17 protein-coding genes are annotated in these 25,920 nt (G+C 71.8%); 9 read left to right on the forward strand and 8 right to left on the reverse strand.

Annotated elements, in window-relative coordinates:
• Positions 1–159 precede the first annotated feature (159 nt).
• Both AB0F68_RS24665 and AB0F68_RS24670 read right to left on the reverse strand, forming a co-directional pair.
• Positions 160–1,197 carry an LLM class flavin-dependent oxidoreductase gene (locus AB0F68_RS24665; RefSeq protein WP_357342241.1) on the reverse strand — a complete coding sequence of 346 codons (1,038 nt, stop codon included), beginning with the start codon at positions 1,195–1,197 and terminating at the stop codon, positions 160–162.
• Between the two features lie 36 nt (positions 1,198–1,233).
• A complete protein-coding gene (locus tag AB0F68_RS24670) occupies positions 1,234–1,923 on the reverse strand; it encodes an NAD(P)-binding domain-containing protein (RefSeq protein WP_357342243.1) in 690 nt (229 codons plus the stop codon).
• 87 nt (positions 1,924–2,010) lie between these two features.
• Between AB0F68_RS24670 and AB0F68_RS24675 the strand changes: the two genes are divergently transcribed.
• Entirely contained in the window at positions 2,011–3,066 is a 1,056-nt protein-coding gene (locus tag AB0F68_RS24675; RefSeq protein ID WP_357342245.1) for an LLM class flavin-dependent oxidoreductase, read from the forward strand.
• A 231-nt stretch (positions 3,067–3,297) separates the two neighbouring features.
• On the forward strand, positions 3,298–8,757 hold the full coding sequence (locus AB0F68_RS24680) for a carboxyl transferase domain-containing protein (protein ID WP_357342247.1): 5,460 nt from the start codon (positions 3,298–3,300) through the stop codon (positions 8,755–8,757).
• A 114-nt stretch (positions 8,758–8,871) separates the two neighbouring features.
• Here the strand turns inward: AB0F68_RS24680 and AB0F68_RS24685 are convergent, their stop codons facing one another.
• The 3 genes from AB0F68_RS24685 to mmsA are packed head-to-tail and all read right to left on the reverse strand — an operon-like array spanning position 8,872 to position 12,875.
• A complete protein-coding gene (locus AB0F68_RS24685; RefSeq protein ID WP_357342249.1) occupies positions 8,872–9,978 on the reverse strand; it encodes a sugar-binding protein in 1,107 nt (368 codons plus the stop codon).
• A 54-nt stretch (positions 9,979–10,032) separates the two neighbouring features.
• Complete coding sequence (mmsB, locus tag AB0F68_RS24690; RefSeq protein ID WP_357342251.1) at positions 10,033–11,331, reverse strand: multiple monosaccharide ABC transporter permease; 1,299 nt, start codon at positions 11,329–11,331, stop codon at positions 10,033–10,035.
• The gene (mmsA, locus tag AB0F68_RS24695; RefSeq protein WP_357342253.1) at positions 11,328–12,875 is read right to left on the reverse strand and encodes a multiple monosaccharide ABC transporter ATP-binding protein; all 1,548 of its coding nucleotides are present in this window, start codon (positions 12,873–12,875) and stop codon (positions 11,328–11,330) included. Before mmsA ends, mmsB begins: the two co-directional genes overlap by 4 nt.
• Positions 12,876–13,211: 336 nt before the next feature.
• Here mmsA and AB0F68_RS24700 point away from each other — a divergent pair, with 336 nt between their 5' ends.
• The 3 genes from AB0F68_RS24700 to AB0F68_RS24710 all read left to right on the forward strand — a co-directional run bounded on the left by AB0F68_RS24700 (position 13,212) and on the right by AB0F68_RS24710 (position 18,582).
• On the forward strand, positions 13,212–14,249 hold the full coding sequence (locus tag AB0F68_RS24700; protein ID WP_357342257.1) for a LacI family DNA-binding transcriptional regulator: 1,038 nt from the start codon (positions 13,212–13,214) through the stop codon (positions 14,247–14,249).
• Between the two features lie 348 nt (positions 14,250–14,597).
• On the forward strand, positions 14,598–17,741 hold the full coding sequence (locus AB0F68_RS24705; RefSeq protein ID WP_357342259.1) for a GH92 family glycosyl hydrolase: 3,144 nt from the start codon (positions 14,598–14,600) through the stop codon (positions 17,739–17,741).
• A 97-nt stretch (positions 17,742–17,838) separates the two neighbouring features.
• Positions 17,839–18,582 (forward strand): N-acetyltransferase, encoded by a 744-nt coding sequence (locus AB0F68_RS24710; protein ID WP_357342262.1) that lies wholly within the window; start codon positions 17,839–17,841, stop codon positions 18,580–18,582.
• Between the two features lie 10 nt (positions 18,583–18,592).
• Here AB0F68_RS24710 and AB0F68_RS24715 read toward each other — a convergent pair whose 3' ends face one another.
• Positions 18,593–18,898 (reverse strand): DUF1330 domain-containing protein, encoded by a 306-nt coding sequence (locus tag AB0F68_RS24715; RefSeq protein WP_357342267.1) that lies wholly within the window; start codon positions 18,896–18,898, stop codon positions 18,593–18,595.
• A gap of 59 nt (positions 18,899–18,957) precedes the next feature.
• Positions 18,958–20,046 carry a DUF6081 family protein gene (locus AB0F68_RS24720; protein WP_357342270.1) on the reverse strand — a complete coding sequence of 363 codons (1,089 nt, stop codon included), beginning with the start codon at positions 20,044–20,046 and terminating at the stop codon, positions 18,958–18,960.
• Between the two features lie 309 nt (positions 20,047–20,355).
• Between AB0F68_RS24720 and AB0F68_RS24725 the strand changes: the two genes are divergently transcribed.
• From AB0F68_RS24725 to AB0F68_RS24740, 4 genes are all read left to right on the forward strand, one after another.
• Positions 20,356–21,351: a hypothetical protein gene (locus AB0F68_RS24725; RefSeq protein ID WP_357342272.1), complete on the forward strand. Its 996-nt coding sequence runs from the start codon at positions 20,356–20,358 to the stop codon at positions 21,349–21,351.
• 46 nt (positions 21,352–21,397) lie between these two features.
• Complete coding sequence (locus AB0F68_RS24730) at positions 21,398–21,730, forward strand: putative quinol monooxygenase (protein WP_357342275.1); 333 nt, start codon at positions 21,398–21,400, stop codon at positions 21,728–21,730.
• A 214-nt stretch (positions 21,731–21,944) separates the two neighbouring features.
• A complete protein-coding gene (locus AB0F68_RS24735) occupies positions 21,945–22,925 on the forward strand; it encodes an SRPBCC family protein (RefSeq protein WP_357342277.1) in 981 nt (326 codons plus the stop codon).
• 10 nt (positions 22,926–22,935) lie between these two features.
• Positions 22,936–24,111: a zinc-dependent alcohol dehydrogenase gene (locus AB0F68_RS24740; protein ID WP_357342280.1), complete on the forward strand. Its 1,176-nt coding sequence runs from the start codon at positions 22,936–22,938 to the stop codon at positions 24,109–24,111.
• A 225-nt stretch (positions 24,112–24,336) separates the two neighbouring features.
• Here the strand turns inward: AB0F68_RS24740 and AB0F68_RS24745 are convergent, their stop codons facing one another.
• Entirely contained in the window at positions 24,337–25,911 is a 1,575-nt protein-coding gene (locus tag AB0F68_RS24745; RefSeq protein WP_357342282.1) for a Na+/H+ antiporter, read from the reverse strand.
• Between the last annotated feature and the right edge of the window lie 9 nt (positions 25,912–25,920).

Below are 25,920 nucleotides of genomic sequence, written 5' to 3' on the forward strand. Positions count from 1 at the left end.
ACGTCCTGTTCGCCATGCTCCGCGACAAGAACCCCTACCAACCCCGCCCCACAGCACCGATCGCCGCTTGACGAAACCCATAGGGACACCCCCCCCCACGGCCGGCAGCCTCCGATCGGTCCGGCCGTCCGCGGCACGGACGGCCGGACCGGAAGCCGGTCAGCTCAGCAGCTCGCGGACGCGCGGGATGACCTCGGTGCCGTAGAGCTCGATGGCGGTCATCAGGGCCCCGTGCGAGAGGCCGCCCATGCCGTACTTCATCTCGAAGCGGTTCGCGCCGAGCATGGGCAGGTTCGCGGCGATCTTCCGCGCGACGGTCTCGGGCGATCCGACGTAGAGCGCACCGTCCGGCCCGACCTCCCGCAGGAAGGTCTCCCGGGTCGGCACGGCGAATCCGCGGGTCCGGGCCACCCGGCGGATGACCTGCTGGTAGCGCGGGAAGAACTCCTCGCGGGCCTGCTCGTCGGTGGCGGCGACATGCCCGGGCGAGTGCACGCCGATCGGCAGTGGGTCCTTGCCGAGCTGCGTGAGCGCCTGGTGGAAGAGGCGGGAGAAGGGCGCGAAACGGGCCGGCGACCCGCCGATGATCGCGAGCATCAGGGAGTAGTCGTACCGGGCGGCGCGGATCACCGACTGTGGGTTGCCGCCGACGCCGATCCAGGCCGGGAAGGGTCCGGACTCGGTGTGCGGCACGACGTCCTGCTCGTGCAGCGGCGCGCGCATGGTGCCCTTCCAGGTGACCGGCCCGCCCTTGAGCAGCTCGGCGAAGAGCTGCGCCTTCTCCTCGAAGAGCTGCTCGTAGTCGGCCAGGTCGTAGCCGAACAGCGGGAACGAGTCGATGCTCGACCCACGGCCGAGGATCACCTCCGCCCGGCCGCCGGAGACCGCGTTCAGGGTGGAGTAGCGCTGGAAGACCCGCACCGGGTCGTCGGAGCTGAGCACCGTGACCGCCGAGCCGAGGCGGATCCGGGTGGTGCGGGCGGCGATCGCGCCGAGCACCACGTCGGCGGCGGAGAGCGGGAAGTCGTCGGTGTGGTGCTCACCGATGCCGAAGAAGTCCACGCCGACCTGGTCGGCGAGGACACCCTGCTCGACGATGTCGCGGATGGTCCGGGCGTGCGAGACCGGGCGGTCGTCGGCGTCGTGGGTGACGTCGCCGAACGTGTCCAGGCCGAGCACGAGGGGAAAGGAAGTCACGATGAGCCTCTGTCTCTGTGGTGGAAGCGGGAGCGGCTAGCCGGCCAGCGCCCGCGCGAACTCGGTCCTGCGCAGCGACACCCCGAAGACCGGGCCGCCGGGTTGGAGCAGACGGCCGGCGCGCAGGCTGTCGAGCCGGACGGCGTCGTAGCCGATGCGCTCGATCAGGTCCGCCACGGTGCGCACGGCGGCGCCGTCGTCACCGGCCACGCCCAGCGCGCGGCGGTCCGGCGCGCCCGGCGCGCGGCGGTCGTCCTCCAGCTCGTGGTAGCCGATGTGGTTCAGCGTCTTCACGACGGTCGAGCGGGCGAGCCGACGCTGGACGATCTCGCTGCTGCCGTACCGGGGATCGTCGAACATCCCCTGGACGCCGTCGACGGGCGGCCAGTAGTTCATCGTGTCCACCACGAGCCGGTCGGCGAGCAGCGCGGGGTCGAGGCTCGGGAACCGGTGCAGCGGTATCGCCAGCACCACGATCTCCGCGTCCTCGACGGCGTCGGCCGCCCAGCGGGCCTCGGCCCCGGGGGCCAGCACGTCGGCGATCAGCGCGATGTTCGCGGGGTCGCCGGAGGCCGCGATCGTCACCGGATAACCGGCGGCCATCGCGACCCGGGCGATCACCGGCCCGGTGTGCCCGGCGCCGAGCACGGCGAGCCGCGGCCGGGACGACAGGTTCGCCGTCGCGGCCCGAGCGGGACCCGCCGTCGCGAGATCGTCGTCACTCATGCCTGCCACCTCATTTCCTTGACCGCTCAAGCATATCTCCTATGCTTGACCGGTCAAGGAAGTCCCGATCACACTCTCGGGGGCGTGATGACGGTGGAGACGCGCGGTGGGCACCCGGTCGTGATCGGAGTCGACAGCTTCGGCGAGATGACACTGGGGCCGGACGGCCGGCTGCTGAGCCAGCCGCAGAACATCCGCGAACTGGTCGCGGAGGGGGTGCTCGCGGAGGAGTCGGGACTCGACTTCTTCGGGCTGGGCGAGCACCACATCGAGGAGATGCCGCTGTCCGCGCCCGACCTGGTGCTGGCCGCGATCTCCGCGCGTACCTCGCGGATCCGGCTGGGGTCCGCGGTGACGGTGCTCAGCTCGGACGACCCGGTCCGCGTCTTCCAGCGGTACGCGACCCTGGACGCCCTCTCCGCCGGCCGGGCCGAGGTGATCCTGGGCCGCGGCTCCAGCACCGAGTCGTTCCCGTTGTTCGGGTTCGACCTGGCCGACTACGACCGGCTGTTCGAGGAGAAGCTGGAGCTGTTCGCGCGGTTGCGCGCGGAGGAACCGGTCACCTGGTCCGGGACCACCCGGGCCGCCCTGCCGGGCCTGCAGGTCTTTCCGCGTACCGCCGGCGGCGCGCTGCCGACCTGGGTGGGCGTCGGCGGCAACCCGGCCTCCGTCGTGCGTGCCGCGCGGCACGGGTTCGGGCTGATGCTCGCGATCATCGGCGGCAATCCGGCCCGCTTCGCCCGGCTCTCCACGCTCTACCGGGCGGCCACCGACCAGGCGGGCCGCGCGCCCCTGCCGATCGGGGTGCATTCGCCCGGCCACGTCGCGGCGACCGATGCGCAGGCGCGGGAGGAGTACTGGCCCACCTACCGGACGTTCATGCTGGACGCCCGCCGGCAGCGCGGCTTCCCGGAGATCACCCGCGACTACTTCGAGCACGAGGTCGAGTACGGCTCGCTCTACGTCGGCTCGCCGGACACCGTCGCCCGGCGCATCGTCCGGACCATGACCGCGCTCGACGCCACCCGCTTCGACGTGAAGTACGGCATGGGGCCGATGCCGCACGCCGTGCTCATGAAGCACCTCCGCCTGCTTGGCACCGAGGTCGCGCCACGGGTGCGCGAGCAGCTCGCCGCCGGCTGACCGTCACCGGTCGCCGGGGACCACCAGGCCGGACTCGTACGCCACGGCCGCGCGTGGAGCCGCCCTGCCCTCAGGAGCGCCAAAAAGTTTTGTTCGGTTCCTACAACGGGCGCCGCTCAGGGTTCGGCGGTTACGACATGGCGCCGCAGGCCGGCAGACGGAAAGGTGATCACTGCCGGGGGCCGTCGCCTCGCGGCGCGTACACGTGGGTCCAACGGAGGGGTCGGTCGGGTGTTCAGCCGTATCGCCATCGTCAACCGTGGGGAGGCCGCGATGCGGCTCATCCACGCCGTCCGGGAGCTGGCCGCGGAGACCGGGACCCGGATCGAGACCGTCGCCCTGCACACCGACGTCGACCGCGACGCCACGTTCGTGCGTGAGGCGGACCTCGCCTACGATCTCGGTCCCGCGTCCGCGCGCCCGTACCTGAACCTGACGACGCTGGAGCGCGCGCTGGTGGAGACCCGGGCCGACGCCGCCTGGGTCGGCTGGGGCTTCGTCGCCGAGGACCCGGCCTTCGCCGAGCTCTGCGAGAAGGTCGGGGTCACCTTCGTCGGGCCGAGCCCGGAGGCCATGCGCCAGCTCGGCGACAAGATCGGCGCGAAGTTGATCGCCGAGGAGGTCGGCGTGCCGGTCGCGCCGTGGAGCCGCGGCGCCGTCGAGACCCTGGACGCCGCCCTGGCGGCGGCGGCCGAGATCGGCTACCCGCTGATGCTGAAGGCCACCGCCGGCGGGGGCGGCCGCGGCATCCGCGTGATCACCAACGAGGCCGAGCTCGCCGACGCCTACGAGCGCACCAGCCAGGAGGCCGCGCGGGCGTTCGGCAGCGGCGTCGTCTTCCTGGAGCGCCTGGTCACCGGCGCCCGGCACGTCGAGGTCCAGGTGATCGCCGACGGCCAGGGCACCGCGTGGGCGCTGGGCGTCCGGGACTGCTCGGTGCAGCGGCGCAACCAGAAGGTGATCGAGGAGTCGGCGTCGCCGGTGCTCAGCCCGGCGCAGGCCGCCGAACTGAAGACGTCGGCCGAACGGCTGGCCGTCGCGGTCGGCTACCGCGGCGCGGCGACCGTCGAGTTCCTCTACCACCCCGGCGACCGACTGTTCGCGTTCCTGGAGGTCAACACCCGCCTCCAGGTGGAACACCCGATCACCGAGTCGACCACCGGGTTCGACCTGGTCAAGGCCCAGCTGCACGTGGCCTCCGGCGGGCGGCTGGAGGGCCAGCCGCCGGTGGAACGCGGCCACGCCATCGAGGCCCGGTTGAACGCCGAGGACCCCGACCGCGACTTCGCGCCCTCCCCGGGCCGGATCGCCCGGCTGGACCTGCCCGCCGGGCCGGGCATCCGCGTGGACACCGGCGTCAGCGAGGGTGACACCATCCCCGCCGACTTCGACTCGATGATCGCGAAGATCATCGCCTACGGCCGCGACCGCGACGAGGCACTCGGCCGGCTGCGCCGGGCGATGGCCAACACCACGGTGATCATCGAGGGCGGCGCGACCAACAAGAGCTTCGTGCTCGACCTGCTCGACCAGCCCGAGGTGATCGACGCCAGCGCGGACACCGGCTGGATCGACCGCGTCCGCGGCGAGGGCCGGCTCGTCGCGCACCGGCACTCCGCCGTCGCGCTGGCGGCCGCCGCCATCGAGGCGTACGAGGAGGAGGAGCGCGTCGAGCGGCAGCGGCTGCTGTCGACGGCGTTCGGCGGCCGCCCGCAGGTGCAGCACAAGAGCGGCCGGCCGCTGGACCTCAAGCTGCGCGGCGTCGGCTACCGGATGCGCGTGGCGCGGATCGGCGCGCACCGGTTCCGCGTCGGCATCGAGGCGGGCGCCGACGTGCGCACCGCCGACGTCGAGCTGGACCGCTTCGACCGGCACATTGGGCAGATCGCCGTCAACGGCGTCCGGTACCGCCTGCTCACCGACACGTACGGGCCGATCCACCTGGTCGAGGTGGACGGCGTGACGCACCGGGTCAGCCGGGACGAGGGCGGTGTCCTCCGTTCCCCCATGCCCGCGCTGGTCGTCGCCACGCCGCTGGCGGTCGGCGCCGAGGTCGAGGCGGGCGCACCGGTGCTGGTGCTGGAGGCCATGAAAATGGAGACGGTGCTGCGGGCGCCGTTCCGGGCCCGGCTGAAGGAATGCGCCGTCTCCGTGGGCAGCCAGGTGGAGGCCGGCGCACCGTTGCTGCGGCTGGAGCCGCTCGCCGACGCGGGCGCCGAGACCGTCGACGACCCGGCCGCGGCCACCGTCGAGCTGGACCTGCCCGCCGAGGCCGTGGAGCTCCCGGCGCGGCAGCGCGCCACGCGCGGCCACGAGGACCTGCGCAGCCTGCTGCTCGGCTTCGACGTGGACCCGCACGACGACCGCCGGGTGATCGACGCCTACCTCGCCGCACGCCGGGCGGCCACCGAGGACGGCCACCGGCCGCTGGCCGAGGAGCTCGAACTCGTCAACGTCTTCGCCGACCTCGCCGAGCTGAGCCGGAACCGGCCGACGGGCGAGGACGGCGACGGCCACGTCCCCAGCGCGCGCGAGTACTTCCACACCTACCTGCAGAGCCTGGACATCGAGCGGGCCGGGCTGCCGGCGGCGTTCCAGGCCAAGCTCGCCAAGGCGCTCGGCCACTACGGGGTCACCGACCTGGAGCGCTCCCCCGCGCTGGAAGCCGCCGTGTTCCGGATCTTCCTGGCCCAGCAACGCGCGGCCGCCGACGCCACGGTCATCGCGACGCTGCTGCGCTCGTGGCTGCGGGAGCCGCCGCCGGACGAGACGCTGCGCGAGCCCGCGGGCCTCGCGCTGGAGCGGCTGGTGGCCGCCACGCAGGTCCGCTTCCCGGTGGTCGCCGACCTGGCGCGCGGCGTGGTGTTCGCCTGGTTCGCCCAGCCGCTGCTGCGCCGCAACCGCGCCCGCGTCTACGCCGAGGTCCGCAAGCACCTGCGCCACCTGGACGCCCACCCGGACGCGCCGGACCGCGCCGAGCGCGTCGCGGAGATGGTGCGCAGCACCGAGCCGTTGGTGCGGCTGCTCGGCCAGCGGCTGGTGCGCGACCACCTCGACAACGCGGTCATGCTGGAGGTGCTGACCCGGCGGTACTACGGCAACAAGGGGCTCACCGGCGTCCGCAACCACGAGGTCGCGGGCTGCACGTTCGTGGTCGCCGAGCGCGCGGACTCGAGCGTGGTCTCCGCCGCGGTGCGCTTCGACGCCCTCGGCGACGCGCTGCGCGGGCTCGCGGAACTGGCGAGCGGCGCGGAGGCGATCGACGCCGACATCTACCTCGCGTGGGAGGACCAGCCGGAGGACTTCGACGCGATGGCGGCCGCGCTGCACGAGGCGGTCAACGCGCAGCCGCTGCCGCACCAGGTCCGCCGGGTCACCACCACCGTCGCGGGGCGCGCCGGCGCGGTGATGCACCACCACTTCACCTTCCGCCCGTCGGATTCGGGGATGAGAGAGGAGCGGCTGATCCGCGGCCTGCACCCGTACATCGCGCAGCGGATGCAGTTGGAGCGGCTGCGCAAGTTCGACCTGACCCGGCTGCCGTCGTCGGACGAGGAGGTCTACCTCTTCCAGTGCGTGGCGCGGGAGAACCCGTCGGACGAGCGCCTCGTCGCGTTCGCGCAGGTGCGCGACCTGACCGCGCTGCGCGAGCAGGACGGGCGGCTGGTCGCGCTGCCGACGACCGAGGACACGGTCGCCGCCTGCCTCGACTCGATCCGCCGCGCGCAGTCGCGGCGACCGGCGAAGGCGCGCTTCCAGACCAACCGCATCGTGATCTACGTCTGGCCGCCGAGCGAGCTGACCCGCGAGGAGATGGAGATGATCGCCGGGCGGGTGCGCCCGACGACGGCGGGGGCCGACCTGGAGGAGATCCTGTTCATCGCGCGGCAGCGCGACCGGCGGACCGGCGAGCTGACCAAGATCGCCGTGCGGATCTCGTTCAACGCCACCGGCGGCGCCGAGCTGAGCGTCGGCGAGCCGCCGGTCGAGTCGGTCGAGCCGCTGGACGACTACCGGCTGAAGGTGCTGCGCGCGAGCAGCCGCAACACCGTCTACCCCTACGAGCTGACCGGCCTGCTCGGCGACTTCGTCGAGCACGACCTCGACGACCGGCACGCGCTGGTGCCGGTCGACCGGCCCAGGGGGCGCAACACCGCGGCGATCGTCGCCGGTGTGGTGACCACGCCGACCCCGCGGCACCCGCAGGGCGTCACCCGGGTCGTGCTGCTCGGCGACCCCACGAAGTCGCTCGGCGCGCTGTCGGAGCCGGAGTGCCGCCGGGTGATCGCCGCGCTGGACCTGGCCGAGCGGATGGGGGTGCCGCTGGAGTGGTACGCGCTCTCCGCCGGCGCCCGGATCTCCATGACGTCGGGCACGGAGAACATGGACTGGGTGGCGGCCGCGCTCAAGCGGATCGTCGAGTTCACCCAGGACGGCGGCGAGATCAACATCGTGGTGGCGGGCATCAACGTCGGCGCGCAGCCGTACTGGAACGCCGAGGCGACGATGCTCATGCACACCAAGGGCGTCCTGGTGATGACGCCGGACTCGGCGATGGTGCTCACCGGCAAGCAGTCGCTCGACTTCTCCGGCGGCGTGTCGGCCGAGGACAACTTCGGCATCGGCGGCTACGACCGGGTGATGGGCCCGAACGGGCAGGCGCAGTACTGGGCGCCCGACCTCCCGGCGGCGCGCGACGTGCTGATGGCGCACTACGACCACACGTACGTGGCGCCCGGCGAGTCGGCGCCGCGTCGAGCGACGACGAGCGACCCGGTCGACCGGGACATCTCGGACTTCCCGCACGTCGTGGCCGGCAGCGACTTCACCACCGTCGGCGAGATCTTCTCGGCCGCGGCCAACCCGGACCGGAAGAAGCCGTTCGACATCCGGACCGTGATGCGGGCGCTCGCCGACCAGGACCACCCGGTGCTGGAGCGCTGGGCGGGCATGGCCGACGCGGAGACCGCGGTGGTGCAGGACGTGCATCTCGGCGGCATCCCGGTGTGCCTGCTCGGCATCGAGTCCCGGTCGGTGCCGCGGCGCGGCTTCCCGCCCACCGACGGCCCGGACACCTACACGGCGGGCACGCTGTTCCCCCGCTCGTCGAAGAAGGCCGCCCGGGCGATCAACGCGGCCAGCGGCAACCGGCCGCTGGTGGTGCTGGCGAACCTGTCGGGCTTCGACGGCTCGCCCGAGTCGATGCGCAAGCTGCAACTGGAGTACGGCGCCGAGATCGGCCGCGCCATCGTGAACTTCCGCGGGCCCATCGTGTTCTGCGTGATCTCGCGGTACCACGGCGGGGCGTTCGTGGTGTTCTCGAAGGCGCTGAACCCCAACATGACCGTGCTGGCGCTGGAGGGCTCGTTCGCCTCGGTGCTGGGCGGCGCGCCGGCCGCCGCGGTGGTCTTCTCCGGGGAGGTGAACGCCCGGACCGCGGCCGACCCGCGGGTGCGGGACCTGGAGGCCCGGGTGGCGGCCGCCTCCGGCGCCGACCGCGCCGCGCTGACCGCGGAACTGGACGAGCTGCGCTCGTCGGTCCGCGCCGAGAAGCTCGGCGAGGTGGCCACGGAGTTCGACCGGGTGCACAGCATCCAGCGCGCCGTCGAGGTCGGCTCCGTCGACGCCGTCGTCCGCGCGGCCGAACTGCGCCCGCGGGTCATCGAGGCCATCGAGGCACACTCGCGCTGACCGCCCGGCGCGGTCGGCGGCGAGCGCCCCGACCGCGCCGCGGTCGAGACTCAGGCGCATGACGAAGGAAGGGCCCCGGAGCGAACTCCGGGGCCCTTCCTTCGTGCGAGGGGATTACTTGGTGAGCGGGGCCAGCTTCGGGTCGTTGGCGTACGCCTCGGCCGCGTTGGCCTTGGTGACGGCCACCGGCGGAAGCAGGTAGGTGTCCACGACCTTGACGCCGTTGTTGTACGACTTGGTGTCGTTCACCTCAGGGTTGTTGCCGGCCTGCAGGGACTTCACCATGGCGATGGTCTGCTTGACCAGGTTCCGGGTGTCCTTGTTGATCGTCATGTACTGCTCGCCAGCCATGATCGACTTGACCGACTCGACCTCGGAGTCCTGGCCGGTGACGACCGGGATCGGCTTGCCGGCACCCTTGATCGACGTGATGATCGCGCGGGCCAGGGTGTCGTTCGGGGAGAGGACGCCGTCCAGCTCCTTGCTGCCGTAGGTCGAGGTCAGCAGCTGGTCCATGCGGGCCTGCGCACCCTCGGCCTTCCAGCCCTGGATGGCGGTCTGCTTGACCTCGGTCTGCTTCGAGGCGACGACCACGTTGCCCTTGTCGATCTCCGGCTTGAGCACGCTCATCGCGCCGTTGAAGAAGACACCGGCGTTGTTGTCGTCCGGCGAGCCGGAGAAGAGCTCGATGTTGTACGGGCCGTTCGGCTTCTTCGCCTTCATGCCGTCCAGCAGGGCCTGGCCCTGGAGCTGGCCGACCTTGAAGTTGTCGAACGCGACGTAGTAGTCGAGGTCCGGGGTGTTGGTGATCAGACGGTCGTACGCGATGACCTTCGCGCCGGCGGCGTGCGCCGCGGCGACCTGGGTCGACAGCTGCGCGGCGTCGGTGGCGCCGATGACGATGACCTTCGCACCCTTGGTCACCATGGCGGTGATCTGGGCCTGCTGGTCGGCGACCGTGGTCGACGCGCCGGCGTACTGGACGTCGCTCTTGAAGCCGGCCTCCTTGAGGCCGTTGGTGAACAGGTCACCGGCGAGGACCCAGTTCTCCGAGGTCTTCGACGGCAGGGCGACGCCGATCAGGGAGTCGGCCGCGAAGCCCTTGGTGTCGCCCTTGGCGCCGCCGGTGTCGCCGTCACGGCCGGAGCCGCAGGCGGTCGCGGTGAGGGCCAGCGCGGCGATGGCGCCGATGGCCATCGATTTGCCGAACAGTTTACGCATGGCTGGTGGTGCCCTTCTGGAGAGGTGATACGGGGTGTGAGGCGGGGTGACGCGTCAGCTCGGCACCGCGGTGCGGGCCGTTTCCCGTTCCGCGCCGGGCGGTGCCGTGGGCGGGGCGGGAGTGTCGCGGCGGAACGAGCGGGTGAGGCTCCCGATGACGGAGAACTTGCCCTGCTTCTTGTTGTAGACGTCGAGCGCGACGGCCAGCAGCAGCACCAGGCCCTTGATGATCTGGACCCGGTCGGTGCCGACGCCGAGCAGCTGCAGGCCGTTGTTGAGCACGGCCATGACCAGACCGCCGACGATCGAGCCGCTGATGGTGCCGATGCCGCCCGAGACGGCCGCGCCACCGATGAAGACCGCGGCGATCGCGTCCAACTCCCAGCCGTTGCCGTCCTGCGGACCGGAGGCCGCCGAACGGGCCACGAAGATCATGCCGGCCAGGGCGGCCAGGACGGCCATGTTCATCATGACGAAGAAGTTGACCCGCTTGAGCTTCACACCGGAGAGCTCCGCGGCCCGGGCGTTGCCGCCGACGGCGTAGATGTACCGGCCACCGGCGGTGTTGCGGGTGTAGAAGGAGTAGGCCAGCACCAGCGCCACGAGGATGATGCCGGAGACCGGGAAGCTCGTGCCGACCCGGCCGCTGGCGAAGCGCAGCGAGGCGAAGACGATCACACCGACCATGACGGCCATCCGGAGCACCGAGATCCACATCGGGGCCGGATCGGCGTCCATGTCCCGGCGGGTCTTGCGGGCCTGGAACTCCCGCCACACCACGGCCACGCAGGCGGCGAGGCCGAGCAGGAGCGTCAGGTTGTTGTAGCCGGTGTTCGGGCCGACCTCGGGCAGGAAGCCGGAGCCGATCACCCGGAAGCCCTCCGGCACGGAGATCGTGTTCGCGTTGCCGATGAACTGGTTGCCGCCCCGGAAGAGCAGCATGCCGGCCAGGGTGACGATGAACGCCGGCACCCCGATGTAGGCGACCCAGAAGCCCTGCCAGGCGCCGATGACCGCGCCGATCACCAGGCCGAACAGGATGGCGGCGGGCCACGGCAGCGACCACTCCGCCATCGACTTGGCCACCAGGATGCCGGTGAAGGCGGCGATCGAGCCGACCGAGAGGTCGATGTGCCCGGCGACGATCACCATCAGCATGCCGATGGCCAGGATGAGGATGTACGAGTTCTGGTTGAACAGCGCGATCAGGTTGTCCGATCGCAGGGTCAGGCCGTCCGTGAGGATCTGGAACAGGACGACGATCGCCACCAGGGTGAAGATCATCCCGAACTGGCGGGCGTTGGACGTGGTCCCTCCGAAGAGGTTCTTCTGCAGGTCCTTGATTCGGCTCATCGTGTCTGCATCTTCTTCGTCGAGGTCATCTGCTTCATGAGGGTTTCCGGGTCCGCGTCCTGCCGGGCGATCTCGCCGGTGATGGTGCCTTCGAACACGGTGTAGATGCGGTCGCAGAGCCCGATCAGCTCGGGCAGCTCCGAGGAGATGACGACGACGCCCTTCCCCTGGTCGGCGAGCCGCTGGATGATGCCGTAGATCTCGTACTTGGCGCCCACGTCGATGCCGCGGGTCGGCTCGTCGAGGATCAGGAGGTCCGGGTCCGTGAACATCCACTTGGCCAGGACGACCTTCTGCTGGTTGCCGCCCGAGAGCTTGGAGACGCCCTCGTCGACCGTCGGCGCCTTGGTGCGCAGCTCCCGGCGGTAGGACTCGGCCGCCTTGTACTCCAGGACCTCGTCCAGGACGCCGTGGCGCGAGATCTTCGACAGCTTGGCGGCGACCGTGGAGGTCTTGATGTCGTCGAGCAGGTTCAGGCCGATCGCCTTGCGGTCCTCGCTGACGTACGCGAGCCCGTGGGCGATCGCGTCCGCCACCGACTTCAGGACGATCTCCTTGCCGTCCTTGATGATCGTGCCCGACTCGTACACGCCGTAGGAGCGGCCGAAGACGCTCATCGCGAGTTCGGTGCGGCCCGCGCCCATCAGCCCGGCGAAGCCCACGATCTCGCCGCGGCGGACGACGAAGCTCTCGTTCTTGCAGACCTGCCGCTCGGCCGAGATCGGGTGCCGGACGTTCCAGTCCCGGACCTCGAAGAAGACCTCGCCGATCTTCGGCGTGTGGTCCGGGAACCGGCTGTGCAGCTCGCGACCGACCATGCCCCGCACGATCCGGTCCTCGTCGACGCCGTCGGCCTTGACGTTCAGCGTCTCGACGGTCCGGCCGTCACGCAGGATGGTGATCTGGTCGGCGATCGCCTCGATCTCGTTCAGCTTGTGCGAGATCATGATCGAGGTGACGCCCCGCGAGCGGAAGCCGCGCAGCAGGTCCAGCAGGTGCCGGGAGTCGGCCTCGTTGAGCGCGGCGGTCGGCTCGTCCAGGATGAGCAGCTTGACGTCCTTGGCGAACGCCTTGGCGATCTCCACCAGCTGCTGCTTGCCGACGCCGATGTCCTTTACCAGGGTGTCCGGGTCCTCCCGCAGGCCGACCCGGGCCATCAGGTCCAGCGCCCTCCGGTTCGCGGACTTCCAGTCGATCGCCCCCCGCTTGCGGGGCTCGTTGCCGAGGAAGATGTTCTCGGTGATCGACATGTCCGGGATGAGCGCGAGCTCCTGGTGGATGATCACGATCCCGGCGTTCTCGCTCGCCCGGATGTCCGAGAAGCGGGTCTCCGCGCCCTGGTAGATGATCTGGCCGTCGTAGCTGCCGTACGGGTAGACGCCGCTGAGCACCTTCATCAGCGTCGACTTGCCGGCGCCGTTCTCGCCCACGATCGCGTGGATCTCGCCGGCCCGGACCACCAGGTTGACGTCGGCCAGGGCCTTGACGCCGGGGAACTCCTTGGTGATGGAGCGCATCTCCAGGAGGACGGGCAGATCGCTCATCGCTCCCACCACCTTGCCAACGGCATGGCCGCCTCCGCGGGTTATGACCTTCGCTCACTTTTCGTTGTCGTGGGCAACCCAATCTCGTCAGGAGCCCTTCCGCAAGTGCCCAAGTCGCTCATTTGCGTAACAAGTCGGTAATATCGACCGCCACGCTGAGTGACCTTTGCGACGCTCCCCGGACTTGCCGGCGAGGGGCGGGGTGGTGCTACTGATCAACCCATGACATCGTTGACGCGCATCGTATAACGCTGTTTCGTGAGGCGTCTTCATGGCCCGGTCGGGCCCTGGTGAGGCGGTGTGGCCGGCCGGGGCGCGAGTGTCATAATTCCGGCCATGACCGTGGACCGGAAGGCTGGTCGACCGAGCCTGGCGCAGGTCGCGGCGCTGTCCGGGGTGTCGGTCAAGACGGCTTCCCGGGCACTCGCGGGCGAGCCCCGCGTGGCCGAGGACACCCGATCGCGGGTGCGCGACGCCGCCGACCAGCTCGGTTACCGGCTGAACGGGGTGGCCCGCGAGCTACGCCGGGGCGCGAGCACCTCCACGCTGGTCGGCCTGCTCATCGGCGACCTGGCGAACCCGTTCTACTCCCGGCTGGCGGGCGGCCTGGAGCGCGAGCTGCGCATGCGGGGCCTGCAACTGATCACCGCCAGCACCGACGAGGATCCGGAGTGGGAACGGCGACTCGCCGACGCGCTGCTGGAGCGGCGGGTCAGAGCGCTGGTGATCGCCTCGACCGCGACCGAGCACGCCCACTTCGCGGCCGAACACCGCCACGGCATCCCGTTCGTGTTCGTGGACCGGCCGCCGGTCGAGCTGGCGGCGGACACCGTCCTGCTGGACAACCACCACGGCGCCCGGCAGGCCGGAGCCCACCTGAGCGCGATCGGCCACCGGCGGATCGGAGTGGTGGGCGACCTGTCGCGACTGAGCACCCACCGTGACCGGCTGGACGGCTTCGCCGAGGCCATGCGCGTGGCCGGCGTGGCGAACTGGGCGGACTACCTGGTGGAGAACGCGCACGACGTCGCCACCGCCGAACGGGCGGTGCTCGGGTTGCTGCGCCGCACCCCCGCCCCGACCGCCCTGTTCACCATGAACAACCGGATCACCCTCGGCGCGCTGCGGGCCCTGCGCGGCCACCCCGCCCCGCCCGCTCTGGTCGGTTTCGACGAGGTGGATCTCGGCGACGTCCTGGGCGTGAGCGTCGTCGCGCACGACCCGGAGGAGATGGGGCGGCGGGCGGCGCGACTGCTGCTCGACCGGATCGACGGCGACCGCGGACCGGCCCGGCAGGTGGTGATCCCGACCCGCCTGCTGGCCCGCGGCTCCGGTGAACGGCCGCCGATCTCGACGGGACCGACCGGCTCCTAGCCCTCCGGCCGTAGCTCGTCGTGTCCGTCGGTGTGCGAGGCTTCGGACCGCCGCCCGCGCGCGCCTTCGAGCCGCGCCAGGAGCGAGAGCACGACGGCGGGGCCGTCGTCGGCACGGATCCGGCGGGCGACTTCGGTGGCGCGATCGCGACAGCTCGAAACCAGTCGTGCGGCAGTCCCTCCAGTCGTACCGTCGCACGTCTCGGCCGCCGCGCCCCCTCCTGAACCGTATTTCCCGGCCCGCTCCCCCATTGACACGGACCTCCCGGCGCTCTACACAGGACCATGACACTCGTCGATGACAACGATGTCATGCGGTGTCGTCCGCGCCTCAAAGGAGGACCGCCTCATGCTCCGATCAGGCCCGCCCCGTCTACTCACGCTGGTGGCCACCGCCGTCACCACCGCGTCCGCGCTCGTCGCGGTCGCCTCGCCCGCCGCAGCGGCGCCGCTCAACCTCACCCCGTACGTCAACCCGTTCATCGGCACCGACGACAGCAACGCGCCGAACCCCGTCGGCGGCGGCGCCGGCGGCAGTACCGTCCCCGGCCCGGTGCAGCCCTTCGGCATGGTGCAGCTGAGCCCGGACACCCCCACCGCCTCACCGTCCGGCTACCGCTTCAGTGACACCCAGATCGAGGAGTTCAGCCTCACCCACTTCAACGGCGCCGGCTGCCCCAACAACGAGGACCTCGGCATCCTGCCTGTCACCGGCGCGCTCGGCGCCTCGCCCGGCACCTCGTGGACGTCCTACCGCGCCAACCAGGACAAGGCGCAGGAACAGGCCGCTCCCGGCTTCTACCGGGCCGTGCTCAGCAACTACGGCAACACCCGGGTCGAGGCGTCGGCCACCCGACGCAGCGCCATCCTGCGCCTGAGCTATCCCGCGACCAGCACCGCCCGGGTGCTGGTCAACACCAGTCGCAGCGCCACCGGCAGCCGCGCCGGTTCGATCCAGATCAGCGGCTCCACGGTGACCGGCAGCGTCACCGGTGGCGGCTTCTGCGGCAACAGCAAGACCTACCAGATCTTCTACCGGATGGAGTTCGACCGCGCCCCGAGCGGCGTCGGCACCTGGCTCGGCGGCACCGTGACCGCCGGCTCCACGAGCGCCAGCGGCACCAACTCCGGCGGCTACCTGACCTTCGACACCACCAGCAACCCGGTGGTGCAGGTCAAGGTCGGCATCTCCTTCGTCAGCCAGGCCGGCGCGCAGGCCAACCTCGCCGCCGAACAGTCGGGCTTCGCCTTCGACACCGTCCGCGCGAACGCCGACGCCCAGTGGAACGCGATCCTCAACCGCGTGCAGGTCACCGGCGGCTCCGCCACCGACCTGCAGAAGTTCTACACCGCGCTGTACCGCGTGTTCATCAACCCCAACCTGGCCAACGACGTCGACGGGCGGTACCGCGGCTTCGACAACGTCATCCACACCGCCGACCATCCGGTCTACCAGAACTACTCCGGCTGGGACATCTACCGCTCGTGGGCGGCCCTGATCGCCTTCCTGGCGCCGGCCGAGGCGACCGACATCGCCCGGTCCATGGTGCTCGACGGCCAGCAGGGCGGCCTGCTGCCGAAGTGGTCGCACAACAACAACGAGGCGTTCGTGATGACCGGCGACCCCGGCCCGATCATCGTCGACAGCCTGTACCAGTTCGGCGTACGGAACTTCGACACCGCCGCGGCGCTGGCCCTGATGAAGAAGAGCTCCGCCGGAGGCACCACCCAGGGCAGCCCGATCCGCGGCCGGCAGAGCGGATACGTGCAGCGCCACTACATCGACGGCGACCCGTCCGACTCGCTGGAGTACTCCGCCAGCGACTTCGCGGTGGCCCAGTTCGCCCGGGCCCTGGGTGACACCGCCACGTACGACACCCACATCGCGCGAGCGCAGTGGTGGCGCAACACGTTCAACAGCGAATCGGGCTACGTCCACCCGCGCAACGCCGACGGCACCTGGCCGTGGCCGCTCGACCCGGCCAGCCAGTCGAACTACGTCGAGGGCAACGCCTCCCAGTACACCTGGATGGTTCCCTACAACTTCGCCGCCCTGATCGACCTGATGGGCGGGCGGCAGACCGCCGTCCAGCGGCTCGACCACCACTTCACCCAGACCAACGGCGGCCAGTCGCAGCCGTACTTCTACATCGGCAACGAGCCGGAGCACGGCGTCCCCTGGGCCTACCACTTCGCCGCGGCGCCCGCCGGCACCAGCGCCGCGGTCCGGCGGATCATGAACGAGTCGTTCACCACCGGTCCCGGCGGCCTGCCGGGCAACGACGACCTCGGCGCCACCTCCGCCTGGTACGTCTGGTCCGCCCTCGGCATGTACCCGCCCACCCCCGGCGCGGACACCCTCGCCCTGCACGGGCCGGTCTTCCCGTCGATCCTCGTCGACCGGCCGGCCGGCGACGTCCAGATCACCGCCGCCAACGCCGGCCAGGGCAACCAGTACGTGCAGAGCCTCTCCATCAACGGGACGGCCACCCAGCGCACCTGGCTGCGGTACGCCGACCTCGCGGGCGGCGCCACCCTGTCGTACGCGATGGGCGGCGCGCCGTCCGCGTGGGGCACGGACCCCGCCAACGTGCCGCCGTCCTTCACCGACGGGTCCACCCCACCCGCCCCCGCGCCGGAGCTGGGCCCGAACCTGGCCGCCGGCAAGCCGGCCAGCGGCTCGGCCGCGTGCAACACCGCCGAGGGCCCCGAGAAGGCGTTCGACGGCCGGCTCGGCAGCGCCAGCAAGTGGTGCTCACTCGCCGCGGGGACCAAGTTCCTCCAGGTCGACCTCGGCGCGAACCAGACCGTCCGCTCGGTCGTCGTCAAGCACGCCGGACTCGGCGGGGAGAACACCGGCTGGAACACCGGTGACTTCACCATCCAGACCAGCACCGACGGCAGCAGTTGGACGACCCGCGCCACGGTGTCCGGGAACCGCGCGAGCCGCACCTACCACCCCTTCCCGGCCGCGTCCGCCCGGTACGTCCGGCTCAGCATCACCACACCCACCAACAACGGCAACACCGCGGCCCGGATCGACGAGGTCGAGGTCTACGGCGGCAGCGGCCCGACGAACCTGGCGTTGAACCGGCCCGCCACCGCCGACTCGCAGTGCGCGAGCACGGAGGGGCCCGAGAAGGCGGTCAACGGCAGCACCTCCGGCGGCAACGCCGACAAGTGGTGCTCGGTCGGCACGAACAAGTTCCTTCGGGTCGACCTGGGCGCCGCCCACCGCATCCAGTCGGTCACCGTCCACCACGCCGCCGCCGGTGGCGAGGATGCCGCCTGGAACACCCGGGACTTCGACCTGCAGGTCTCGGCCGACGGGTCGACGTGGACGACCGTCGCCCAGGTCCGGGGCAACACGGCCGGCGTGAGCACCCATCCGATGTCCGTCGACGGCAGGTACGTGCTGGTCAAGGTCATCACCCCCACGCAGACCACCGACGCGGCCGCCCGCCTGTACGAGGTCGAGGTCTACGGCACCTGACGAGGCTCCCGCGCCGGACAGCGGCCGGAGGGCACCGGCCGCTGTCCGGCGGAAAAGGGTGTGCGGATCGAACCGCGGCCCCTCTACCCTGCCCGGCGTGACCCTGGACATCGTGAGCCTGGCGGAGCGCCCCGACCTGGCGCCGCTGCTCGACACCGGCTTCGACGGCGCCTGGCCGCAGTTCATGCTCTGGGACCCGATGGGCTCGGTCTACTACAGCGTCGCCCACGACCTCTACCCGGAGTTCGTATTCGCCGCCGTCGACCCGGCCGAGCCGGGCCGCGCCGTCGCCCGCGCGTACGCCGTGCCGCTGCGCTGGACGGAGGAGGAGCTACCCGACGGCGGCTGGGACCGGGTGATCCAGCGGGCCACCGTCAACCGGCTCACCGGCGCCACCCCGAACCTGGTCTCCGCGCTGGAGATCTACGTGCGGCCGGACCGGCGCGGCGGCGGGGTGTCCGGGCTGATGCTGGCGGCGATGCGCGAGGCGGTCGCCCGGCAGGGCTTCGACACGCTGGTCGCGCCGGTGCGGCCGAACGGCAAGGCCGCCGCCCCCGACCTGCCGATGACCGAGTACGCGGCGCGGGTCCGCCCCGACGGCCTGCCGGTCGACCCGTGGCTGCGCGTGCACGTGCGGGCCGGCGGGGTGATCGAACGGGTCGCGCCCCGGTCGATGGCGATCACCGGCACCCTCGCCGACTGGCGGCGGTGGACCGGCCTACCGTTCGACAGCAGCGGCCCGGTGCGGGTGCCGGGCGCGCTGGCGCCGGTGCTGGTCGACGTGGCGCACGACCACGCCGCCTACGTCGAGCCGAACGTCTGGGTGCGGCACCGGCTGTAGCGCCGGGCGGTCAGGCCGGCCAGGCGTGACCGATCCCTTCGAGCAGCAGGACGACGCCCTCGGTGGCCGCCTCCCGGTCCCGGGAGATCTCCCGGTATTCCGGCGAGGTCGACCAGCGCTCGAAGTCCTCCCGGCTGTCGAAGGACATGAGCACGGCCTTCTCGTGCGGCCAGCTCCCCTCCACCACCAGCGGGGACGCGTCGGCGGCGAGCAGCCGGCCGCCGTGCCGCCCCAGGACGGGCAGGAAGGCGGCGACGTACCGGTCGTAGCGCTGCTGGTCGTGGACGGTGATCTGCGCGAGGGCGTAGACGGTCACCGTCCCAGGCTATCGACCCGCACGAGCCCCCGTTGTCCCCCGCAGCGGAGGGCGGCCTCCTACCGGCCGACCGTGCGGACGGTGAAGTTCCGGAACGAGCCGACGGCGCCCTGGTCGAAGGCGCGCTCCGCAGGCGGGATGGAGACGCTGTAGGGCGCGTACCGGGGGTCGCAGACGCCCGGCCCGGCAGCGTCCGGCGGGGTGCAGCCGTACTGGAACGGGAACGCGTCGAGCAGGCTGAACAGGCCGTGTCCCAGGGAGAACGACCGGATCTTCCCGGCCAGCGGTTCGCCGCCGCCGAGGGACGGATAGATGCCGGTGTACGGGACGCCCTGCCGGTCCAGCGGCACGCCGACCTCGCCGACCCGCGCGATCACAGCACCGTCCAGCAGGTACGTCACGCTGGCGTGCCCGCCGGCCTGCCGGTAACGGATTGCCGCCCGGTGCGGCACGCCCGGCGTGATCGGCACTTCCCGGATGATCTGCGTGTACGCCTTGTCCAGGCCGACCTCGGTGGCGCCCGGGCAGTCCGGGTCGGTGGTGTTCCCGGTGACCGTGCTGGGCAGCCGCTCGATCAGCGGGAAGGCGCGGGTGCCGGAGACGAACCAGTCGAAGAGTTGCCCGGTGCAGAAGTCGATCATATTGAGTACGACCGCCGCCTGCTGCCCCTCCAGCACCGGACTGACGTAGGGGCGCGCGGTCGGGTCGGCGACGGCGGCGGAGCCGGGCGGGCCGTACCGGCCGTGCACCACGTGCCCGCCGGTCGCGCCGGGAGTGCGCGCGGTGATGTCCACGGCGAACTCGACCAACCCCTGCCGAGGGGCCGGGAAGGTCCGGTTGCTGACGGCCATGTACTTGAGGTGGTCGTAGACGCTGAAGTCCACACCGGTCTTGAACGGCACGTCGCTGACGGTCAGCACCCCGTCGGCGATGCCGCGGGTCGCCCCGTCCAGCGGGCCGTAGATGTTCGACCATTTCCGCTCGTACTCGGCCAGGTCCACCGAGTCGTAGCGCACCACGCTCGGCCGCGACCCGGGCGCCGCCACGGCGGGCGGCGACGCCGACCCGGAACCTCCGACCACGACCACGACCACGACCACGACCGTCGCCGCGCCCAGCGCCCGGCGGAGCCTTTCCTGTCTGCGCACGTCGCCCTCCCTGCTGCGGTGACGGTGGCCGCGCCGGTCCGCTCGGTCCACCTCGGACCATCGTCGGAGATGACTGCCGGCGGGACATCCACCGCACGGCGCGGCGCTGCGGCCCGGACGGCGGGCCACCCCGCCGGGGCGGCGCCGAGAGGGCGACACCGGGCTCCGCCATCGTGGACCGTCGGGCAGGGACCGCTGCGGCACGGGAACTGTCAAATGCCCGAACCGCCCTGGCCATATCGCCTCTGACCTGCGGATACTTGGCGAAGAGGGCAGCGGCCGAGCTGCGCCGGTTGGGGGGCAGTCACCATGATCGACCAGGAGACCCAGCCCGAGGGCACGCCCGACACTTCCGCCCCGCCGCCGCCCGGCGGGAACGGCGGGAACGGCGGGAACGGCGGGAACGGCGGGTCCACCGTGCCCGCCGCCGTGTGGCAGGTGCGGGTGCGCACCAAGCTCGACGACCTCCACCAGCAGCTGAGCGGCATCGAGTCCCGCACCGGCGCGATCGCCGCCCGGGTCGCCGCGCTGCGCGGCCAGCTGTCCGGCGTGGAGTCCGTGCTCGGCCGCAGCGGGGTGGTCGAGTGGCTGCGCGGCGGCAACCTGGAGTACGCCTGGCAGACGATCCACTCGGTGGAGCGCGCCATGGTGGAGCTGCGTACGCCGGAGGAGCTGCTCGGCCTGCTGCCGGCGTACCAGGGCGCGGCCGCCCAGTTCCTGAAGGCCGACGACAAGGTGCTGACCGACTTCGACGCGTCGGCCGACGCCGCGGCGCCGGCGCGGTTCCAGGCCAAGGTGCAGGCGCTGCTGCTGCGCTACCACGCGGCGTCGGACGAGTTCCACGAGTCGGTGCGCCGGTTGCGCAACCGGATGCTGGGGCTGTCGGTCTTCGCGCTGGTCGCCGAGGCGCTGATGGTGCTGGTGCAGTGGCGCAGCCGGGACGTGCAGCTGCTGAAGCCGCCGACCGACGCGGCCGGTGTGCCGGCCTGGCGGCTGCTCTTCTTCGTGCTCATCGCCGGAGCGCTCGGGGCGTTCATCAGCGCCCTGCCCTCCATGATCACTTCACGCTCCGGCGGCCTGCCCTACAAGCTGCCCTTTCAGCAGGGCCTGCTGAAGCTGGCGATCGGTCCGCTGGTCGCGGTCGTCGGGATCATGCTGGTGATCGGCGGCCTGGTGGAGACCACGGTGAACAGCACCGCCGCCCTGCTGGGCGTCGCCATCGTCTTCGGCGCCGGGCAGCAGGCGGTCACCGCGTTCGCCGACCGGCGGGCATCCGAGCTGCTGACCCCGGTCACAAAGGGCTGAGCGGGGACGGCGGCGAGCCGCTGCCGGCCTGGGTAGCCTGAGCCGCATGATCTTCATTACCGCGAAGTTCCGGATCCGGCCGGAGGACGCCGACCGCTGGCCGCAGATCGCCGCCGAGTTCACCGAGGCCACCCGGGCCGAGCCGGGCTGCCTCTGGTTCGACTGGTCCCGCAGCCTCGACGACCCCACCGAGTACGTGCTGGTCGAGGCGTTCCGCGACGACGAGGCCGGCGCGGCGCACGTGCAGTCGGCGCACTTCCGCGAGGCCCAGCGCACCCTGCCGCCGCACCTGGCCGAGACGCCCCGGATCGTCAACATGAGCGTGCCGCAGCAGGACTGGTCGCGGCTCGGCGAGATGGCCGTCCCCGAGAGCGACTGAGGGCCGTCGCCGCGTCCCCGGGCACGGGCGGCCCCCGCTCCCCCGGGCAGCGCGCCCGCCGGTGTGCCACCCCCGCCGGCGCGGCGCAGGTGTGCGGCGGCGATTTGCGGGAATGGCACGCCGGCCAGTCGGGACCGGCGGCACCGCGGAAATCCGCACCGGGCTCGCTCGGGCCATGGTCACCGACCCCTTCTCCGACACGGGGTGACGACGCATGACACGAGAAACGACCCTCGGGGTCCGCTCGGTGGCCGACAATCTCGGGATCCAGCGGGCGACCCGGGACCGGGGTTCGGAGGGCCTGGCCCGCTTCCTGGGCTGGTTCAGCCTCGGTCTCGGCGTGACCGCGCTCGCGGCGGGCTCCCGGGTGGCCCGGGCGGTCGGCGTGGACGACTCGCCCACGGCCAGGGCGGTGTTGCGGGCGGCCGGGCTCCGCGAGATCGGCCACGCCGCGGTGCTGCTGGTGCCCCGGCGGGCCGGGATGGGGGCCTGGACCCGGGTGGCCGGTGACGCGCTCGACCTGGCCGCGACCGGCCAGGCGTACCGCAACCTGTGCGGCGAGCGGCGCCGGCGACTCGGCCTCACCCTCGCCGCCCTGGGCGGGATCACCGCCATCGACCTGTACGCCTCGGTGCGCGCCACCCGCAACCGCCGGATCAGCCCGCCGGGCTTCGCGCACGGGTCGGTGACGGTCAACCGCACCCCGGAGGAGGCATACCACTTCTGGCACGGCTTCGAGAACCTGCCGGGCTTCATGTACCACCTCCAGTCGGTGCGCAGCACCGGTCCGGGGCGCACCCGCTGGTCGGCGAAGGCGCCGGCCGGCCGGACCGTGGAGTGGGAGGCGGAGATCGTCGAGGAGCGCCCGAACCAGCTCATCCGGTGGCGCTCCGTCGACGGCTCCCGGGTTCCCAACCGCGGCACCGTCCGGTTCACCCCGGCCGCCGGCGACCAGGGCACGGAGGTGCGGGTGGAACTGGAGTACGCGGTGCCCGGCCGCCGCCTCGGCACCCTGGTGGCGAAGGCGTTCGGCGAGAACCCGCAGCAGCAGATCTGCGACGACCTGCGGCGGTTCAAGCAGATCATCGAGACCGGCGAGATCACCCGGTCGGACGGGACACCCGACGGCACGAGCATCCAGACCCAGGCCAAGCAGCGTCCGGCCCGCCCGCTGGCGGCCCACCGGACCGCGTGAGGGAGGCACCGTGAAGGCCAACTGCTGGCTGGCACCGAACCGGGTTGCCGTCGAGGAGGTGCCGGAGCCGACGATCCTCAACCCGCGCGACGCGGTCCTCAAGGTGACCTCGACGGCGATCTGCGGATCCGACCTGCACCTGCTCGACGGGTTCATCCCGGCCATGCGGCGCGGCGACGTGCTGGGCCACGAGTTCATGGGCGAGATCGTCGAACTGGGCGCCGGGGCACGGGACGGACTGCGCGTCGGCGACCGGGTGGTCGTCGGCTTCCCCATCGCCTGCGGGGACTGTGGCTCGTGCCAACGCGGCCTCTACTCGGTCTGCGAGAACTCCAACCCGAACGCGGCGATCGCGGAGACCGCCATGGGCCACACTCCCGCCGGCATCTTCGGCTACTCGCACCTGCTCGGCGGCTACGCGGGCGGGCAGGCCGAGTTCGTCCGGGTCCCGTACGCCGACGTCGGCGCGCTCAAGGTCGGCGACGAGCTGCCGGACGAGCAGGTGCTGTTCCTGTCCGACGTGCTGCCCACCGGCTACATGGCCGCCGAGATGGGCGACGTCAAGCCCGGTGACGTGGTGGCGGTCTGGGGCGCGGGCCCGGTGGGTCAGTTCGCCGCGGTGAGCGCCTTCCTGCTCGGCGCCGAACAGGTGGTCGTCATCGACCGGTTCCCCTACCGGTTGCGCATCGCCCGGGACCGGGCCGGCGCGGAGACCATCAACTACGAGGAGACCGACGTCCTGGACACGCTGCGCGAGATGACCGCCGGTCGCGGGCCGGACGTCTGCATCGACGCCGTCGGCATGGAGAGCCACCACCCCTCGGCGGCCCTGCAGGCGTACGACCGGGCTAAGCAGGCGGTGAAGGCGGAGACCGACCGGCCGCACGCGTTGCGCGAGGCGATCCTGGCCTGCCGCAACGGCGGCACCGTCGCGGCGATCGGGGCGTACGGCGGGTTCATCGACAAGTTCCCGATGGGCTCGTTCATGAACCGGTCGCTGACCCTGCGCTCCGGGCAGGCCCACGTGCAGCGCTACATGCGGCCGCTGCTGGAGCGCATCCACCGGGGCGAGATCGACCCGAGCTTCATCATCACCCACACCATGCGGCTCGACGACGCGCCGCACGGCTACGACATCTTCAAGAACAAGCAGGACGACTGCCTGAAGGTGGTGCTCAAGCCCTGAAAGTTTCCGCCGGGGCTGTTCGTCGGAGCCGCACCGGCGCGGGCGGCGGCCTGCACCCTGGTGCAGTCCGAGATCTACAACGGGGCCAACATGATCGCCTGGGCCCGGGGCCTGGAGGGCTGCTCCGGCGACGTCTACTGCGCCGGCTGACCGGACGGGCCGGGCGGGGGTGGTCTCAGCTTTCCCGCCCGGCCGCGCCGGGAGCCACGCTCAGGAGCTGGGCGCTCAGTCCTCCGGTGCCGGGCCGAGCAGCCGAACCTCCTCGATGTCGATGGCGGCCTGGATCTGCCGCAGCACCACGTCGTCGATCTGGTTGGTGTTGCGCAGCCGGGTGACCTCCTGCCGCTTGCGGTCCAGCACGCCGAGGCGCAGCCGCCGGGCCATGTCACGCTCCTCGTCGACCTCGTCACTGCGCGGGGAGCGGACGTCCGCCAGGTGGTCCTGGTAGTCGGCGCGGAGCCGGTTCACGGTGTCCAGGGACGCGCCGAGTTCGGCGGCGACCTCCGGCAACGCGTCCAGGGCCGCCTCGGTCGCCCGGATCCGGGCCCAGCGCACCTCGTGCTCCCGTTCCCGGTCCCCCGTCAGGCGGGCCCAGGTGACCACGGCCGGCAGGGTGGTGCCCTGCACCAGCATGATCAGCACGATCACCACCACGGTGACGAAGATGATCAGGTCGCGTTCGTGCACGGGGGTCCCGGCGTGCGTGGTTACCGGGACGGCCAGCGCGGCGGCGAGCGAGACCGCGCCCCGGAATCCGGCCCAGCCGGCGGCGGTGCGGTCCCGGGCGTCGAAGCGGCGGGCGCGGCGGGACTCCCGGCGGTCGATGCCCTGCAGCCCGGCCACCGACAGCTGCACCCAGATCATGCGGGTGACCGTCACCACCAGGACGATCAGCACCGCGATGCCGAACGACTCCAGCGGCGAGTGGCTGGTGATGCTGCGCAGCGACCGGGGCACCTGCATGCCCAGCAGCACGAAGAGGCTGCCGTTGATCATGAAGGTGGAGAGGTCCCAGAACGCGTACGCGGTGAGCCGGGAGCGGGCCCGGATCACCTGCGGCCCCGCGTAGGAGAGCAGCAGGCCGGCGACCACGACCCCGAGCACCCCGCTGGCGTGCACCGCGTCGGCGAGCAGGAAGGCGACGAACGGGGTGAGGATGCTCAGGCCGCCCTCGCGCATCGGGTCGTCGACGTGCTTGCGGATCAGGATGACCACGCCACCGACGAGCAGACCCGAGAGGATCCCGCCGACCGCCTTGCCGACGAACTGGCTGCCCAGTTCCAGCGCGTTGGGCACCGCCCCGCCGGCGATCACCCCGACGGCCACCGCGAAGAGGACCAGCGCCGTGCCGTCGTTGACCAGGCTCTCCGTGCGCAGCGTGGTGAGGATGCCGCGGGGCATCCGCTTGGCCAGGCCGGCCACGGCGGCGGCGTCGGTGGGCGCGAGCACCGCGCCGAGCACCCAGGCGGCGGCCGGCTCGACGCCGAGCGCCTGCGCCACGTAGGACACGGCGACCATCGTGAGGATCACCAGCGCGACGGCGAGCAGGGCGATCACCACGAGGTTGGCCCGGATCTCGCGGAGGCTGATGACCAGGCTCTCCCGGTAGAGGATCGCCGGGAGGAAGAGCAGCAGCACCACCTCGGGTTCGAGGATCACGTTGTCGAACGGCGGCAGCAGGCCGAGCCCCGCCCCCATGGCGATCAGCAGCACGGGCGGCGCCACGCTGTACCGCCCGCCGATGGTCGTTCCGACGAGCACGGTGGCGCCGAGCACCGTGATCAGCACGAGTGCGCTCACGCCGTACCC

Source organism: Micromonospora sp. NPDC023966 (genome assembly GCF_040639095.1).
In the GTDB taxonomy this organism is placed as follows: Bacteria; Actinomycetota; Actinomycetes; order Mycobacteriales; family Micromonosporaceae; genus Micromonospora.